Source organism: Collimonas arenae (genome assembly GCF_001584165.1).
Classification (GTDB): domain Bacteria; phylum Pseudomonadota; class Gammaproteobacteria; order Burkholderiales; family Burkholderiaceae_D; genus Collimonas; species Collimonas arenae.
In genome coordinates this window covers 3,809,874-3,825,988 of sequence record NZ_CP013233.1, presented here as the reverse complement: position 1 = coordinate 3,825,988, position 16,115 = coordinate 3,809,874, and the positions used below count along the sequence as shown (strand labels likewise).

Below are 16,115 nucleotides of genomic sequence, written 5' to 3'. Positions count from 1 at the left end.
TTGTCAAACCTTTGTTTCGAAAATTATCGGTGTTTCGCATTCAGGCTTGCCAGTTCGTTCATGTGATAAAGTTATTGCAAGGTATGGCCTTTGTCGACGCACGGGCCAAAGAAAACAATAACATTTTCATGAAAATAAGAAGATTTACTTATGTCGACTTTAAAGGCTCACGAAAAGGTCATCTTTGAGAGACTATTTGATCGCGGTGGATATGTTTTGGACTTTAACGAGCCAACGTATGCGGCATTTTTTCGCGAACATAAGATAGATATCAACGCCACTAAATACCAATTCAATGGCTCGTCGAAAATGAAGCGACTACGCGCATTTTTGGAAATTGAGCCAGACACTATCGCTAGTCAAATTCTGGCGGCATTGCTTGACTATGCTTGTGCCATAGCAGACGTTCCGAAAATAGATCGCGACAAGGCGATGTTGATAATAAATCGTTTGGGAGGAAAGCCAAATGTGGCGGGGACAACATCGCAATCTGCGGAAGAGTTTCTTAAACAGGAATTCTTGAGCATTGATTTGGCGCGACTGAATATAGACGGCCAATTGCAATCGGTCATCGAACAAAGATTACACGAGATCCAAAGATCGCTGAAGGCAGAGACCTCGTTGGCGACCATTTTTTTATGTGGAAGTACCCTTGAGGGGCTTTTGCTCGACGCGGCAACCAAGCATCCCGAACAGTTTAACGCGGCAAAATCTGCGCCGAAAGACAGGGAAGGGAAAGTAAGGCAACTTCATGACTGGACACTGGAAAGTTTAATCAATGCTGCACATGAAGTTGGATTTTTGTCTTTAGACGTAAAAAAATATGGGCACACTTTAAAAGATTTTCGCAACTACATTCACCCGCGCCAACAGGCCGTACAGGGATTTAGGCCGGATCAGCATACGGCAAAGATCAGTTGGCAGGTGCTGCAAGCTAGTGTTGCTGATTTGAGCGGACAAAGAAAAAAGTAACAATCGTCTGTCATATCAGCTATTGCTCCTAACCACGGAGCTGCAAACGCACATCATATTTTCGCATCCCCCCTCAAAAAAATAATTAGATGAAAAAATTACCTGTTGGCCGCTCAATATTGTCCGGTCCAACTGCCTCCGCACGGATGCGCATAGATTTATTAAATTTGATCCACGACGTATGGCGATATTGGGGACGCATGCTGCACGGCGCCACGCAACTATTCATTCCAGTAGCAATAGTCACTTGCCTGCTGATCCTACTTTATGTACCCGAACAAATGGTAGCGCTGACGCGCTCGCTCACGGCCATCTTTTCTCAACGAGGGGACGTGCCGTCGAATAGTGGCTTTTATGGCAGTGACGGTCTGGTGTACGCTTGGTGGTTTTTTTCTTCTGCTGTGATACTGACCGCTTCGCTGTACTTGAAGCCGCGCGTAGTTAATGGCGCCGGGCGGTGAGTCAGGTGCGTGGGGAGGATTGGATAGGGGAGGGCATGCTCTACGTGGTCGCTCACCTTCTGATTCTGGCGCCGCTCTTCGTCCACGGGAGTGTCGATCAATGGCAATGGTCCATACACCTGAGCTGGGTCGGCATGAGCGTATTGTTGGCGGTAGCTTCCAGGACTCAGCACCCAATGACGACCTTGCTTCTCATGGCCGCTATATGGACAATCGTTGTGCTGGTCGCTCATGAATATGTAGTGCTACCGGTACTGATTGCCGCCTCTGTTCCGCTGACTTTTGCATTGACCCAGTGGGACAAAACAACGAGGATAAAATCGTTCTATCATTTCTCGGGGTTGATAATTGTTATGCTTTCGACGCTGATTGCGTCGATCTATTTGCACAGCACCCTAGACATCAGTTTTCACGATGGTCCGTTCTTTGATTATCACGCCCTCATGCTTGGATTCTGGTGGATTTTTCCATCGGCTCTCGTAACATGGCTGTTGAAGCTGCCACGCGAAGGATCGCGTGTGCGTATTGGTTTCATCGTACTCGCATTCTGGTTAGTCACTCTGGCAGTTGGGAAATTGAATCCGAGCTGCCTTTTTACGCTCAATACCTTGTGTGCGGTCACCGGCGTAGTTTTGGTTTCGATTCGACTCTTGAAGGCGCCGCGCTTACAAATTTTACGCCGCAGTCTATTTCTAGGCGCACTGATAGGATGTATTTTCGCTTTCGGGAACCTCGCACCGGTACTCGATTCGAATCGGGTACCCGACGATCCGATGCCAGCAGCACCGGAACAGTCGTCTCGGTTTCAGGAGTTTTACCGGCTGTGGTTGAAGGTGCGAGGCGACACCGAAGAAGATTCGGGACCAATTTTTTTGTTGGCGGCGTCAGGCGGCGGCCTACGCGCTGCTGCGCATGCCGGGATGTCGTTTGCTGCGATTGACGATATGACAAACGGAAAATTCGGAGACCGAGTGCTGGCGGTAAGTGGTGTCTCTGGAGGGGCTCTGGGAGCAGTTTCCTGGCTTGCACAACGCTCCGAAGGTCAGGCAGTCGCAGGTACTTCGCAGCGGGACGCGCAGTCTGACTATCCGCGTTTAAACCGCCAGAGACGTTTTTACTCCAGTGATTTTGTGACGCCGATGGCGAATAGCCTATTGATACATGACATTCCACTGGCGATAATGCCGATCATCGTGGGAGGTTCTTCCAGAGACCAAGTATTGGCAGGTGCTTGGAACGATGCTTGGAATAGGAGCGAATTTAAGACAATCCCCCCTTATTCTGATAAAGGATTGTTCCAGCGCAGCGTAAAATCACTGGAGCAAGATCGGGGGAGTTTTCCGATGCTGGTAATAAATACAACCTCAGCGCATGATGGTGCACGTGCCGTCTACAGTAGTGTGGAGGCGCGGTTCCCGGGGGCTTGGCGTCTCGACCCTTCTGCAAAGTTGGCAAAGGCCGTGTCAGATAGTGCCCGCTTTGCTTTTGTCAGTCCCGTGGGACAAGCTTGTGCGGACGCGGACCCACATACACCCCAAGGAGATGGACAAAGTAAGTCGTGTCCAAGCGGTTATTTCCCGCTCGCTGTTGCCGACGGTGGATATCAAGACAATTCTGGTTTGGATTCGATTGTGGATATCCTTGATGAGCTGCAACGTGTCCGAGGAAATCTAAAAAATGTGTTTGTCTTCATCGTCAAAAGTAATCCCAGCGAAAATCTGGCCCTTCGAAAAGGCACAATCTTCGATAACGGGCGTTTGATTGCCGAGTTGCTTGCGCCGGGCTATGTCCTGGATGCTGCTCGTTCGGGACATTCTGCAACCTTCGAGAAGTTGATTAGAGAGCGATTGCCAAACAGCCACGTGATCACATGGGATATGAGCTACGCGTATTTGGCAAAAGCTCTTGCGCGCCCCCAGCAACTTGATGCTGAATACCCTTGGCCTGCGTATTTTCACAAAAGAGCCGCGGAGGCAGTTTTTTTGAAATCACTGAACTTACCCCCCCTAGGCTGGACACTCGATCCACGTTCCTTTGACGGGATCGATTTCGCGGCACGAACACATTCCGGACTCGAAATAACGACCGACTGCACCAAGTTAAAATCGGGGGCAAGTTTGATATGCCGTGAGATTTCCAACTCCAATAGTTTGTCGAGGAAGTGAAATTTTGTCGCTTCGACCGTAAACCAGGTGGAAATTTAAAGACGTACTTGGCAGTGGCGTTGATTTGCGCCGAAAACTGGCGCACTTATATGACCAACGCTTCCTTGGCAATGAATATCTTGGACTCCCATGCGACACTTGGATTTCAACGATGATCTGGCAAAAAAAAGCACGGACTATTACTTGTCATGCACTTGCTTTAGGGAAGAGGCATGGCGACGCAGAAATTCATAAAGTATTTGTGCGCTGGTGTAAGCGGCATATTTTTGCATTGCGTCATTCTTGCGTGGATCAGCAAAATCGCATACCGACTTGACACTCATGACGAGTGGGCGTGGGAGCCCCGCGAACTGTGCTGCATAGTAGACGCCATATGCCTCCATTTCTAATCCCAATATCTGTCGGTTTTGCTCTAATTTTAATTTTTCCAGGGTCTTGCCATCCGCGACTACGATAGGACCTGATGCACAGGGGCCTATATGAAGACCTAGCGCAGTCGATGGTGGGCTCGCTGGCCACGCAGTTCGTATGCGTTCGAGGAATTGTTTGTCGTCTTGAAGAAGCTTAAAACGCGACGTCACTTCAGGAGAAACTTCCATATAATGAGGAGCGGGAAGAGCGCGGTGGATTCCTTCCTTGTCCACGTCCCATTTGGAACTTGTCCAATCCCATACTGGCGAACCCAAGATTGCATCACCTAAGTTGACTGCGCCTTCCAGACCAGCGCATATCCCTGCCATCGCGATAATTCTGGGGCGAAACCGCTCTATCACCTTGGAGGTCAGGCATGCCGATTCTGTGCTGCCCATGCGCCTTGAACAGGCAAGTACTACGCTCATCGACTCGCCTTGGTCCGACGTGAGAGTGCCTTTCCTCACGTTAGTATTCGAATCTACCGGAATAGGATCAGTGTTCCAAGCGATTGGCCACTGCAAGATTGCTTTCTGTTCCGGGTCCGCGAGTGCTGTTACGATGCAAATGTCGATGTCAAAATTAACACTTCGCGCTTTCTTCTCCACCGTATCTGCATGGGCCAGCAATGCAGTCAGTCGACCCTCCCATGAGCCCATTGAGGTACTATCTCGCAGGAGTACCCAAGGGCTTTCGTCGAAGAATGTAGATATAACGGGATCAAGGTCGGTCGCAGAAGTGACGCCGATGATGTATTTGGGCCGGTGAAGGCATTCGTCTTCTAGCAGGTGCGTCAGAAGATCTATGCCGCCTAAAGGTGCGGGCTCTTTCGCCCAAAAGGTAGCGGGTAACATAATATCGACTATCAAGACGTCATACGCCACCTCGCCGAGCTTTCTCAGCGCGTCTTTGACATTTCCAGCGTGGTCCACACTGTTGGCGGATGCAAATTTCCCGATAACGTCATCATCGAAAAATGCAAAGCGTGCGGGACTGTCATCAACGATCAGAATTTTTAGCATGTCATTATTCCACATAAGAGATTGGTGAGAGTGGTCTTCCATGCGTCATTATTATGCTCAAAGTAAATATGATCACGGTACAAGCCGGGAAAATCTTTTTTTAGTTGCGCGTGAAGCTGCGGCAAATTTACTGGGCCTTCATCACCCGGAAAATCCTTAAACTGCGTCAAGACCAGCACTGGCAGGTCTTTCTCGTTTTCCCAAAGGTACATGAGAATTTCTCTGCCACCGAAGGTCTTTTGTCGTCCGGACGCACCCACAGTCATGCCATTGTCAAAAGTAGGAAGCGACATATCGAGGAGAACCAAGTCGTAGTCCTCGCGGTCAATACATTTACAGGCACCGTTGAGCGATTTCGCCACTATAACTTCGATCTCGGTGAACGTCTCAAGCAATGCCAAAACCTGTTCGAGTTTAGGTTCATCATCTTCGACAAAAAGAATCTTTTTCCTGATCATTTTGGCTCATCCGCGCTAAACAATGCTCTTGAAATTTGGAAATTTACAAAGAAACGTGATGAGTGCGTAAGACCGAATTCGCAGGGGCCATGTGTGGGCGAATCGGCAGGATCTAGAGCCATGGCTAAGCGGACGAGGCCTGTACCCTTGACCTGTTGTGTGACACTCTCAAAATCTCTATTGCGAATGCGCGTCTTGGCCTTCTCAACACCTTGGCGGATTTCTTCGAGGTCTCTGCACTCCTGTACGTCACTTTCGATATGGATAGATACCAGATTGCCAGTACTGGCTATCCTGACGTCGATGCCTAGCGCCACTTGCTCCCCATCCACGTCGTCCTCAAACCCAGAATGTTTCGCAATGTTGGCGAAGATTAAATACGCGATGTCGTTAATTGAGCCAATAGCCGGCCCATTAATGGAGATGTTCGCTCCGTCCGAAATATCCCATCGCACGTCTGGAACGAAACTCGGTTTGATGTGCCGCGCCGATACCAAACCGATTTCGAGACAGCGTTGCAGTGACATTGACAAGAGGTGGGTGCTTTGTTTGGGAAGATCGAACCACAGCGCGACGCGCCCCAGTGCGACGGAGATCTCTCGACGGACGTGGATAAGTTCGCCACGAACGGTTTCGCGCTGAGTGGCGTCAAGGACAGGATCGATGCCGTTTGTGAGATGATCAATTGCCCGGTCGAACTCATCACGCAATTCCTCTTTGACGTATGACTGCACGCTGTCCAAGGAGTATTTCACTGCAGGCCAAAAAAAAGTGTGGAAGCAATAGCTAGTTAATTGCTCTAGGCTGGTGTCCTCGGTCAGCGTTGACTTCAGAAGGAGTAGCCACCGCTTGACCGCATGGGCGCCTGTGCCTTGCTCGGCGCCAAATTTGACCAATCCATCAGGGCGCGCGGCGCTGTGGACGTGTAGATATTTTGATACTGAGCGTTCAAGAAGAGTATCAATAGTCTCGCTAAAAGTGGCCAATTTTGTGTTTACGATTTTCCGTTCCTTATCGCCAAAAATTTGCCACCGATTTAAGAGTATATCGTTGTCGTGATATTTCGTAGAATCAGCCGCCTTTTTTGTGACAACTCGCCGAGTTTCAAGTGGCCCGCGCAAGTAACCGACGAAACTCCCATGACGAACACGTGAGCTCAGGAATGAGTCAAGCCCAAAGCGCGGAAGGTCCAGAAATGCTTGCATGAGGGCGCGCAGAACGTCCTCAAGTAGGCTCTCTGCCGTGACGTCGTAACCATCAAGGTAGTTGGTAATGGCTAGGTTACGATTGCTGGCGGTGGCTACGATTTTTATGATTTCCGCTTCGAGTTCCTTCACCGAAGTGAAAAGACCGGCCTTGAGATAGTCGATGTAGCGCAGAAATTGGGATTCGAGATGCTTGTTCGCCCATTTCTGAATTCCGATTTCATCGACGAAAACCCTGCTGCTCTCAAGGTATTGAACGCCCTCTTCGATATTAATTCGCCGGGCTAGATCTACAATTTCTTGCGTATAGATTTCAGCATTTTCAGCATCGTGCCGCGCAAGGTTCACGCAAATCTGCATGCGCTCCTTGTCTAAGTCAAGCTGTGATGCAAAAGCACCACCGAGCTCCATCGTGTCTTGGCGACATACCTCGGATAGGAAGTACTTTTCTGCTACGGAAAATCCACTCTGTCGAGGTTGAAGTAGCGACGGACGGTCGACGCTTGCAGTCAGCAAGTAGTGCTTCCATGCTACCTTTAGAGCGACTTCCTTATCTACTTTTTCAGTCTTCTCCATGTAAAGATAAAAGGCAACTGCCAGTTCAGGCGCACTTGCCATCAGCTTTAGATCCCGAAACGTGCGTCCACGAATCAGTTCAAGCAACGGTGTGAACTGTACGGCACCGCGGTCGGCTATTGCGATAGCTATTGCCTTCTTGATGGCATCTTCCAGGCGCAGGCTTTGCGCCAGTAGGTGCGCACCATAATGTAGGCCCAACACTTGGTAGTAAAGGTTAGCGCTTGATTCCAGCTGAGCCGCGTTTTCCAATGCAGCATCGGTGTCAGAGATCGAAATTTTGTGATGCATGGCGACAGCAGCCTCGAATTCTTCGGAGCGGTCGCCATCATTATTTCCATCCACTTCGGCTTCGGTCGATTCCTTGTGCAGCGATCGTGCTCCGGTATCAGCGAACGAGGTCGCTGAATCCAAATAGACAGTTGCGGAAGAGATGACACTTTCAAATTTGTCAAATCCGCGATAGGTACGTATTGCGATCGGAGCTATCATCGCAGCACTGAAATCCGCATGACGAAGGTTGTTGGCCAGTTTAAGGAGTGAATCGGCAGCGTCAACTGCATCGGATGCCCCGCTGTAAACTATTGCGAGATTGTCGACGATCCGTTCCGCAAACCACCCCATACTCTGCTCAGGTAGTTGCCCCATCGCCTTGAGCTTTGCGCACGTAATGATTGCATCGAGTTCGCCCGGGTTGTCATCAAGGACCAAAAGCGCCGAGGCAGCACTCTGTTTGTACTCGGCGCGCCGGAACTGTTCGTGAAATACGTTTTCGGACGACTCGGCCATAGAGGAAACTTTCGAATCACCCTGAACGAATGCGAGCAGCTTGGGAATGCGATAATCTGGAATATCCAAAATAAAATCCAATGCGGCTACTGAAGAACGCTCATCAAACACTGCGTGATCTTTCGATTTCTTTATGACATCGAGCAGTGCCTCATACAAGTCAATCGACGAATATGTTCCCTCGAATGCCAATACTGACGCGTACGCCTCGTCCACAGGCTCTATCTCATTCGTGAGGCGATAAAGAATATGCGCTCGTTGCCCGTCTCCGATCTTCCATGATTTTGAACGGCTACGTAATCGCTGCAGAAATGCCGATGCCGTCACTCGAGGCTCGTTGCGCTCGCCGATGGAGGAGGCCATGAACGAGATATTTGATCGAGGCCATTCTTTGCTTACCTTTTGTACAAACTTCGTCTGTGCCTCGAAGCCATCCAATAGACTGAGCAATGCGATTCGGTTTTCCAGTCCCCAAAGCGATTCACCGCATTTTGCTGAGATACCGTCAAGGGCGGTAGTTGCAGCAGCAAAGTCACCTTTGGCTACGGACTTAAAAAAAAGCTCTCTAAGCGGGATGAACTCTTTCAATACCTCGCGGGAGTAGTAGGAGGCAACCGCTGCCCATTGTATTTCGCGGACGAACGAGGCCGGCTCCAGAGCTCTCGCCAACCCCAGCCGGCCAAGAGTCTCGACCTTACGCCCAGCAGGAAATACGGTGGCGAACTGATGGCTGATAGCCGAGTGCGCATATGTTGCCGAGAATCTCTCGATAAGACCAGCACGTTTCACTGTGTCCAGCGCCGCAGCCAGATGCTTCGATTCTCTTTGTCCCACCGCACCGCGAACTAGACCGATCGGGCGCCGAGGCTTTGATGAACTTCGTTTTTTTGCTGTAGCCATTGAGGAGTATGAAGGGAAGTTGAGGGCGGCGCTGTCGTCGTGCCAGATACAAAGTCAATATTGAAATTGAGTAAAAGTGGCAATTGTAATTGTCTCTTTAGTATTTCAAAATGGCAATTAAAATCGATCCTGCAAGTCAAGAATTTGCTTGCACGGAGATTGTTTGATACGTGAGTTTTGAACAGGCTCTATATTCGCAAGCTCAATTTTCACGTTGGTGGCTGGAGCTCCAGCCACTGAGGGCGCGGCGTACTATTAAGAGCAAAGATAGAAAAGCGGCGTGCTGACGATTCAAGAGAGCGGCACTTTGCCAAATCGTATAGTGAGACGGGTTCAACTAAATTATGTAAACAGTCGATGTGGCGACATAAACGCAAAATTCGGCATGCTCTGGCCTTACGCACCAAACTACGGAGGAATTACCCAAAAATTCAGAGTTAAATGAACGAAAACCGTGAAAGTTCAAAGTTAGGTGAATATTGAGGACAAAAGTAGATAATTCTTTGGTATGTAACTCATTGATTTGACTAAAATCATGGTTCAAAGATATGAAACTTCCGACATAAATATCGTGTCGGAATTCATGGTGCATTTCGTCTGGCTCAAAGCAGCCTGATCGACCCGGATCAATCTCGCGTTGCTGGCTGGTCTGCGCGATCAAGGCTTGCGAACAAAAAAACACACAAACTGATTGCCGGATTTGCTAATCTTTTGTTGATTTTCCCTAGGTAAATATTTACGGAACAGATGCGAAGCAAGTTATGATTGCCGTCGAGAAATTTGTCGGTTTCAGCAGGAAGCCGTTGTTATAGCCATACATTATTTTTTTGCAAATTTTTCGAGGAAGTCGGCCTGGCGCAACCTCCAGCATTCTGACCCTCGTTTTTGTCAATTTGTCCCACAAATCCTGCGTATCGTCGCAATCAAGTACCAAGCGGCAATTTTCCACTCTACAGTGGCGAGACTCACTTTTCCGGGATAAATCAGGGGAGTGGGGGCAGGGATCGAGCCATACGCAGTCAAAGAGCATAAAACCAATAACCCATCCCATCTGGGAGCTTCAAAAAACTAAAAGTAAGGGAGAAAGATGCGTTTACTTCAGATTCTCGGCAGCGTACCCCTGCTGTCCGCGATCGCCGGTTGCGTCGTTGGGCCTACCTACCAGGTACCTACACCGGCAGTGTCATCGAAAGCTGTTTTGCCCGAATTCCAGACCAAGCTGCCGACACCGGCGGCGGATCGCGGCACGACGGACCTGACGCGCTGGTGGTCGCAATTCGACGACCCTCTGGTCGGTGAGCTGGTGGGCGCGGTGGAGGCCAGTAATCCAACGCTGGCGCAAGCCTTGGCGCGCATAGCGCAGGCGCGCGCCAACGCCGCCTCGTCCGGTAGCGCACTGTATCCGTCGCTGGCAGCCAATGCCAGCAGCACACGCAGCAAATCGTTCAGCGGCGAAACCGCTTTTGTCTCCACCAGCAGCAGCGCGACGTTTGACGCCAGCTGGGAGCTCGATCTGTTCGGCGGTAAACGCAAAGCGATCGATGCCGCTGATGCACGCCTGGCAGCCAGCAATGCCGATTGGTACGGCACCCGGGTTTCGCTGGCGGCCGAAGTCGGCAGCACGCTGGTCAATTACCGTGCCTGCGAAGCGACCGCAGCGATGCTGGCGCAGGACCTGACGTCGCGTGAGCAGACCGCCCAACTGACCGCACTCAAGATCAAGGCTGGATTTACCGCGCCGGCCGACGGTGCATTGATCAACGCCTCGACCGCCGATGCGCGGCAGAAGTTGATCGTACAGCGCGCCGAATGTGATCTCGACGTCAAAGCGTTGGTGGCCTTGACCGACATCCCGGAACCGGCCCTGCGCGCCAAGCTCGGCGCCAGCGATCGCTTGCCGCAGCCGCATAGCATCACGGTCGACGGCATTCCGGCACAGACTATCTCGCAGCGTCCCGATATCGCGGTGGCCGAGCGCACTCTGGCCGCTGCCAGCGCTGACATCAATGTCGCTCAGGCTGATCGCTATCCAAAGATTTCTCTGATGGGCAGCATCGGTGTCGGCGGCTTGCGCTTCGACGGCCAGAACAGCCGTTCCAACACCTGGTCGTTCGGTCCGTCGATCAGCTTGCCGCTGTTCGATGGCGGCCGCCGCCGCGCAGCGGTCGACCTGGCGCAAGCGCGCTACGACGAAGCGTATGCCGGTTATCAGTTGCATGTGCGCAGCGCGGTGCGTGAAATCGAAGAGGCGCTGTTGCGCCTGGATGCGGCTGCGCGCCGTGAGGCCGATGCGGCCGCAGCATCGCGTGACTATGAGAACTACTACCGCGCCAACGACGACAAGTTCAAGGCCGGCAGCGGCAGCCTGTTTGAACTGGAAGATGCTCGCCGTACTTTCCTGGCGGCCCAGCAAACCGTGATCAGCGTGCAGCGCGATCACGTCAATGCCTGGATCGCACTGTACAAGGCATTGGGCGGAGGCTGGCAGCAAGACGCCAAGCTATCTGCAGTACCGGCAGCGACATCCCAATCCGATCGTTCTTAATACCAGACAAGCAAAGAGTACTTTCATGAAAAAGCCATCTTTAAAACAGACAGCATCGGTCGGCGTCATCGTTGTGTTGGGCGCGATCGGATTGTGGGCCACGACGGCGAATCACGCCAAGACGACGGACAAGAGTGCCGCAAGTGCCGACGCCAAACCGAAGGCCTCGCTGACGGTTACCACCACCAAGCCGCAAAGTGCGGACTGGCCGATGTCGTTCACGGCAAACGGCAGCGTCGCCGCCTGGCAGGAAGCCATCGTCGGCAGCGAACTGGGCGGCATCCAGCTGGCGGAAGTGCGCGTCAACGTCGGCGACGTCGTCAAGCGCGGCCAGGTGCTGGCGCGCTTCACCAGCGAAAGCGTCGCAGCCCAAGTGGCCCAGCAGAAAGCGGCAGTGGAGGAGGCGCGGGCCGCCTTGGCGGAGGCGCAATCGAATGCCGAGCGTGCCCATACGCTGGCTAACAGCGGCGCATTGAGTGCGCAGCAGACCACGCAATACGAGATTGCGGAACGCAGCACCAAGGCGCGCTTGCTATCGGCCCAGGCCAGCCTGGACATGCAAGAGATCCGCTTGCGTCAGACGCAGGTGGTGGCACCCGACGATGGCGTCATTTCGTCGCGCACGGCAACAGTTGGCGCGGTGGCGTCGCAAGGTCAGGAGTTGTTCCGGCTGATTCGTCAGAATCGCCTTGAGTGGCGTGCTGAAGTGAATGCCACCGACCTGTTGCAGATCAAACCGGGTCAGGCCGTCAAACTGCATGTCACCAATGGTGTCACTGTAGATGGCAAGGTTCGCATGATTGCGCCGACGGCCGATCCGGTGACCCGTAATGCACTGGTCTATGTCGATCTGCCGGTGCCGGGCAACGCCCATGCCGGCATGTTTGGCACTGGCGAGTTTGTGCTGGGACATGCCGAGGCGCTGACCCTGCCGCAGAGTGCGGTCGTGATGCGCGATGGCTTCAGTTACGTCTATCAGTTGGGCAAGGACGACAAGGTTACGCAAACCAAGATCACCCTGGGCCGCCGCGTCGGCGATCGTATTGAAGTCACCAGCGGCGCCAGCAGCATTACCAAGGACATGACGCTGGTGTCGCAAGGTGCCGGCTTCCTGGCTGATGGCGATACGGTGAGCGTGGTGCCCTCTGCAACGGCAACACCGGTATCGGCGCCTGTCGTCAAACCGGCAGCCAAGCCGGCCGTGGTGAATGCCGCGCCGCTGGCAATGAAGTAAGCGAGGACCGGCCATGAATTTTTCCGCTCTCTCGATCAAGCATCCGGTTCCGGCCATCCTGCTGTTCATCATGCTCACCGTCATGGGGCTGATGAGTTTCAAAAGCATGATGGTGCAGGATTCCCCGGATATCGAATTTCCGTTCATCACGGTGACCACCAGCTTGCCGGGCGCTTCGCCGTCGCAGCTGGAAACCGAGGTCGCCCGCAAGATTGAAATTCGGTCGCTACCATTACCGATATCCGCCACATCTACACCACCATCAATGATGGTGTGGTCGATACCACCATTGAATTCCGCCTTGAGAAGGATTTGCAGGAAGCAATGGACGATGTGCACGATGCCGTCAACCGCATCCGCAGCGATTTGCCGGTGGATGTGCGTGATCCGGTCTATTCGAAGGCCAGCACCTCGGGCCAACCGATTCTCACCTATACGGTCAAGTCCGATCAACTGGATGAAGAAGCGTTGTCCTGGTTTGTCGACAACACTGTTTCCAAGGCTTTGCTGTCGGTTCCTGGCGTCGGACGGATATCCCGTGTCGGCGGCGTCAACCGTGAAGCCTTGGTCGAACTGGATCCGGAACGGATGGCGGCGCTGAATGTTTCGGCAGCGGATATTTCTCGCCAGCTGCAGCGCGTGCAGCAGGAGTCGCCAGGTGGCAAGGCTGATATCAGCGGTGCGCGTCAGTCGGTCCGCACCATCGGCACGGTGGGCAATGTGGCTGAAATCGCCGCCTTGCAAATGGCTTTGCCGGATGGTCACATCATTCGCCTGGATCAGGTCGCCAAGGTGACCGACGGCATCGGCGAGCGTACTGCGCTGACGCTGCTCGATGGCAAGCCGGTCGTCGGCTTTGAAATCACGCGCAGCAAGGGCGCCAGTGAAATCACGGTGGCCAAGGCGGTGCGCAAGGCCATCGACGACCTGACGGCAAAAGAGAAGCACGTCAAGATCGCGGAAGCGTTCAACAACGTCGATGCGGTTCAGGAAAATTACGAAGGTTCGATGTCACTGTTGTACGAGGGAGCATTGCTGGCGGTGCTGGTGGTTTGGGTGTTCTTGCGCGACTGGCGCGCCACGTTGGTGGCCGCCGCGGCGCTGCCTTTGTCCATCATCCCGACCTTCCTGGTGATGAATTACCTCGGCTTTTCGCTCAACGGCGTGACCTTGCTGTCGCTGGCGTTGGTGATCGGCATCCTGGTCGACGATGCGATTGTCGAAATCGAAAACATCGTGCGCCACCTGCGCATGGGAAAAACCGCCTATCAGGCAGCATTGGAAGCGGCGGATGAAATCGGCTTGGCGGTGGTTGCCACCACCTTTACGCTGGTGGCGGTGTTCCTGCCGACTGCGTTCATGAGCGGCATCGTCGGCAAATACTTCAAGCAGTTCGGCTGGACCGCGGCCATTGCCGTGACGGCATCGCTGGTGGTGGCGCGTCTGCTGACGCCGATGATGGCGGCTTATCTGCTGAAACCTATCGTCCATGCGCAGAAAGACAGCCGCCTGATGAACTGGTATCTGGCCATCGTTTCCTGGTGCCTGCATCATCGCGTCAAAACCATGGTGATGGCGGCAGTCTTTTTTGCAGGCTCGTTGGCCATGATCCCATTCCTGCCGACCGGCTTCATTCCGCCAAGCGACCGCGGCCAGACGCAGGTATCGCTGGAACTGCCGCCAGGTAGTGTGCTTGCCGACACCAAGGCCAGCTCCGAGGAGGCGCGGCGTCTGATCATGCAAAACAAGGACGTTGAACAGGTGTATAGCGCTATCGGCGGCGACGAAGCGCGACGTTCGAAATTGACCGTGCTGCTGAAAGATCGTCCGGAGCGCAAACGCAGCCAGACCGAGGTGGATACCGAACTGCGCGAAATGCTGGGCAAATTGCCGGGCGTACGGGTGACTGTCGGCGCCGGTGGTAACGGCGAAGAATTGCAACTGTTGCTGTCAGGCGACGATCCGCAGGCATTGAGCGCGGTGACCAAAGCGGTGGAACGTGAAATTCGTACGATTCCCGGCCTGGGTAACATCATCTCCAGTATCAGCCTGGTGCGGCCGGAGATCATCGTGACCCCGAATTTTGCCAAAGCCGCCGATCTTGGCGTAACTGCCTCGGCAATCGGCGAAACCTTGCGCGTAGCAACCGCCGGCGATTACGACCAGTCGCTGGCCAAGCTGAATCTGCCGGAACGCCAGGTGCCGATCCGGGTGCGTCTGCCGGAATCCGCGCGCCAGGACATCAGCGTGCTGGAACGCCTGTCTGTGCCAGGGAAGAAGGGCAATGTCCCATTGAATTCGGTCGCCGACATTCGCTTCGACAGCGGCCCGGCGCGCATCGACCGCATTGACCGCAACCGCCGCGTCATCATTCACGTCGAATTGAACGGACATGAGCTGGGCGAAGTGCTGGCCAAGGTCAACCAGTTACCGAACCTGAAGAACTTGCCGCCCAACGTCAAGCGCGGCGAGCTGGGCGATGCCGAAGTGATGAAAGAACTGTTCTCCGGCTTTGGCCTGGCGATGCTGACTGGCGTGCTGTGTGTGTACATGGTGCTGGTGCTGCTGTTCAAGGGCTTCCTGCAACCGGTGACAATTCTGGCGGCATTACCGCTGTCGATCGGCGGTGCTTTCGCAGCCTTGCTGATTACGCACAATTCGTTCTCGATGCCGTCGCTGATCGGTTTGTTGATGCTGATGGGAATTGCGGTGAAGAATTCGATCCTGCTAGTCGAATACGCCATCGTCGCTCGCCGCGATCACGGCTTGAATCGTTTCGATGCATTGATGGATGCCTGCCACAAGCGCGCCCAGCCGATTGTGATGACCACTATCGCGATGGGCGCCGGCATGCTGCCGATTGCGATTGGCTGGGGAGCCGATAGCAGCTTCCGCGGACCGATGGCAATTGCCGTGATTGGCGGACTGGTCACATCCACTTTCTTGAGCCTGCTGGTGATTCCAGTCGTGTTCACCTATGTGGATGACTTGCTGGTGTGGACATCCAAGAAGTTCAGGAAGAAACACGCTGCGGCCGCTCACCCTGCGGCGTCCGAGCTAAAACCGTCCTAGGTAACAGCGCGCTTTGTCATGATGCCGTTCGGTGAAGACTGAACGGCATTTTTATTTTCAAGAATCGATAGGGAGAAGAAATCTACCCTACGATTTGGGCGCCCGTCTCGGTACGCGTCATTCCCGCAAACGCGGGAATCCATTTTTCGTTATCCAGCTTGGTAACTCGCGGCGCCGCGCCGCTATCGCCCTCAACGTCATCGCGCAACACGAAAGTCCATAGTTGCAATATGCTATCGATTTAAAAAACGATGCAGCGGTTTTTCCGCCTGCCGTGCCGTAATCGATATCGCATTCAACCAAGG

8 protein-coding genes and 1 pseudogene are annotated in these 16,115 nt (G+C 53.3%); 6 read left to right on the top strand and 3 right to left on the bottom strand.

Going from position 1 to position 16,115, the window contains the following annotated elements; all coding sequences use genetic code 11:
- Positions 1-150: 150 nt before the first annotated feature.
- The 3 genes from CAter10_RS17525 to CAter10_RS23755 all read left to right on the top strand — a co-directional run bounded on the left by CAter10_RS17525 (position 151) and on the right by CAter10_RS23755 (position 3,598).
- A complete protein-coding gene (locus CAter10_RS17525) occupies positions 151-972 on the top strand; it encodes a hypothetical protein (RefSeq protein WP_061534424.1) in 822 nt (273 codons plus the stop codon).
- A gap of 89 nt (positions 973-1,061) precedes the next feature.
- Positions 1,062-1,433, top strand: a complete 372-nt coding sequence (locus CAter10_RS17520) for a hypothetical protein (protein WP_128083129.1) — start codon at positions 1,062-1,064, stop codon at positions 1,431-1,433.
- A 134-nt stretch (positions 1,434-1,567) separates the two neighbouring features.
- Positions 1,568-3,598, top strand: a complete 2,031-nt coding sequence (locus CAter10_RS23755; protein ID WP_236905401.1) for a hypothetical protein — start codon at positions 1,568-1,570, stop codon at positions 3,596-3,598.
- Between the two features lie 179 nt (positions 3,599-3,777).
- Here CAter10_RS23755 and CAter10_RS17510 read toward each other — a convergent pair whose 3' ends face one another.
- From CAter10_RS17510 to CAter10_RS17500, 3 genes are read right to left on the bottom strand one after another with little or no spacing between them, the layout of a single operon-like run.
- A complete protein-coding gene (locus CAter10_RS17510; protein ID WP_061534421.1) occupies positions 3,778-5,031 on the bottom strand; it encodes a phosphorylase family protein in 1,254 nt (417 codons plus the stop codon).
- The gene (locus tag CAter10_RS17505; RefSeq protein WP_061534420.1) at positions 5,025-5,489 is read right to left on the bottom strand and encodes a response regulator; all 465 of its coding nucleotides are present in this window, start codon (positions 5,487-5,489) and stop codon (positions 5,025-5,027) included. Before CAter10_RS17505 ends, CAter10_RS17510 begins: the two co-directional genes overlap by 7 nt.
- On the bottom strand, positions 5,486-8,959 hold the full coding sequence (locus CAter10_RS17500) for a hypothetical protein (RefSeq protein ID WP_128083127.1): 3,474 nt from the start codon (positions 8,957-8,959) through the stop codon (positions 5,486-5,488). Before CAter10_RS17500 ends, CAter10_RS17505 begins: the two co-directional genes overlap by 4 nt.
- Before the next feature lie 1,087 nt (positions 8,960-10,046).
- Here CAter10_RS17500 and CAter10_RS17495 point away from each other — a divergent pair.
- The 3 genes and pseudogenes from CAter10_RS17495 (at position 10,047) to CAter10_RS17485 (ending at position 15,810) form a co-directional block, all read left to right on the top strand.
- Complete coding sequence (locus tag CAter10_RS17495) at positions 10,047-11,504, top strand: efflux transporter outer membrane subunit (protein ID WP_061534418.1); 1,458 nt, start codon at positions 10,047-10,049, stop codon at positions 11,502-11,504.
- A gap of 25 nt (positions 11,505-11,529) precedes the next feature.
- Entirely contained in the window at positions 11,530-12,738 is a 1,209-nt protein-coding gene (locus tag CAter10_RS17490) for an efflux RND transporter periplasmic adaptor subunit (protein ID WP_061534417.1), read from the top strand.
- Between the two features lie 13 nt (positions 12,739-12,751).
- Positions 12,752-15,810: pseudogene (locus CAter10_RS17485) on the top strand (efflux RND transporter permease subunit).
- Positions 15,811-16,115 lie beyond the last annotated feature (305 nt).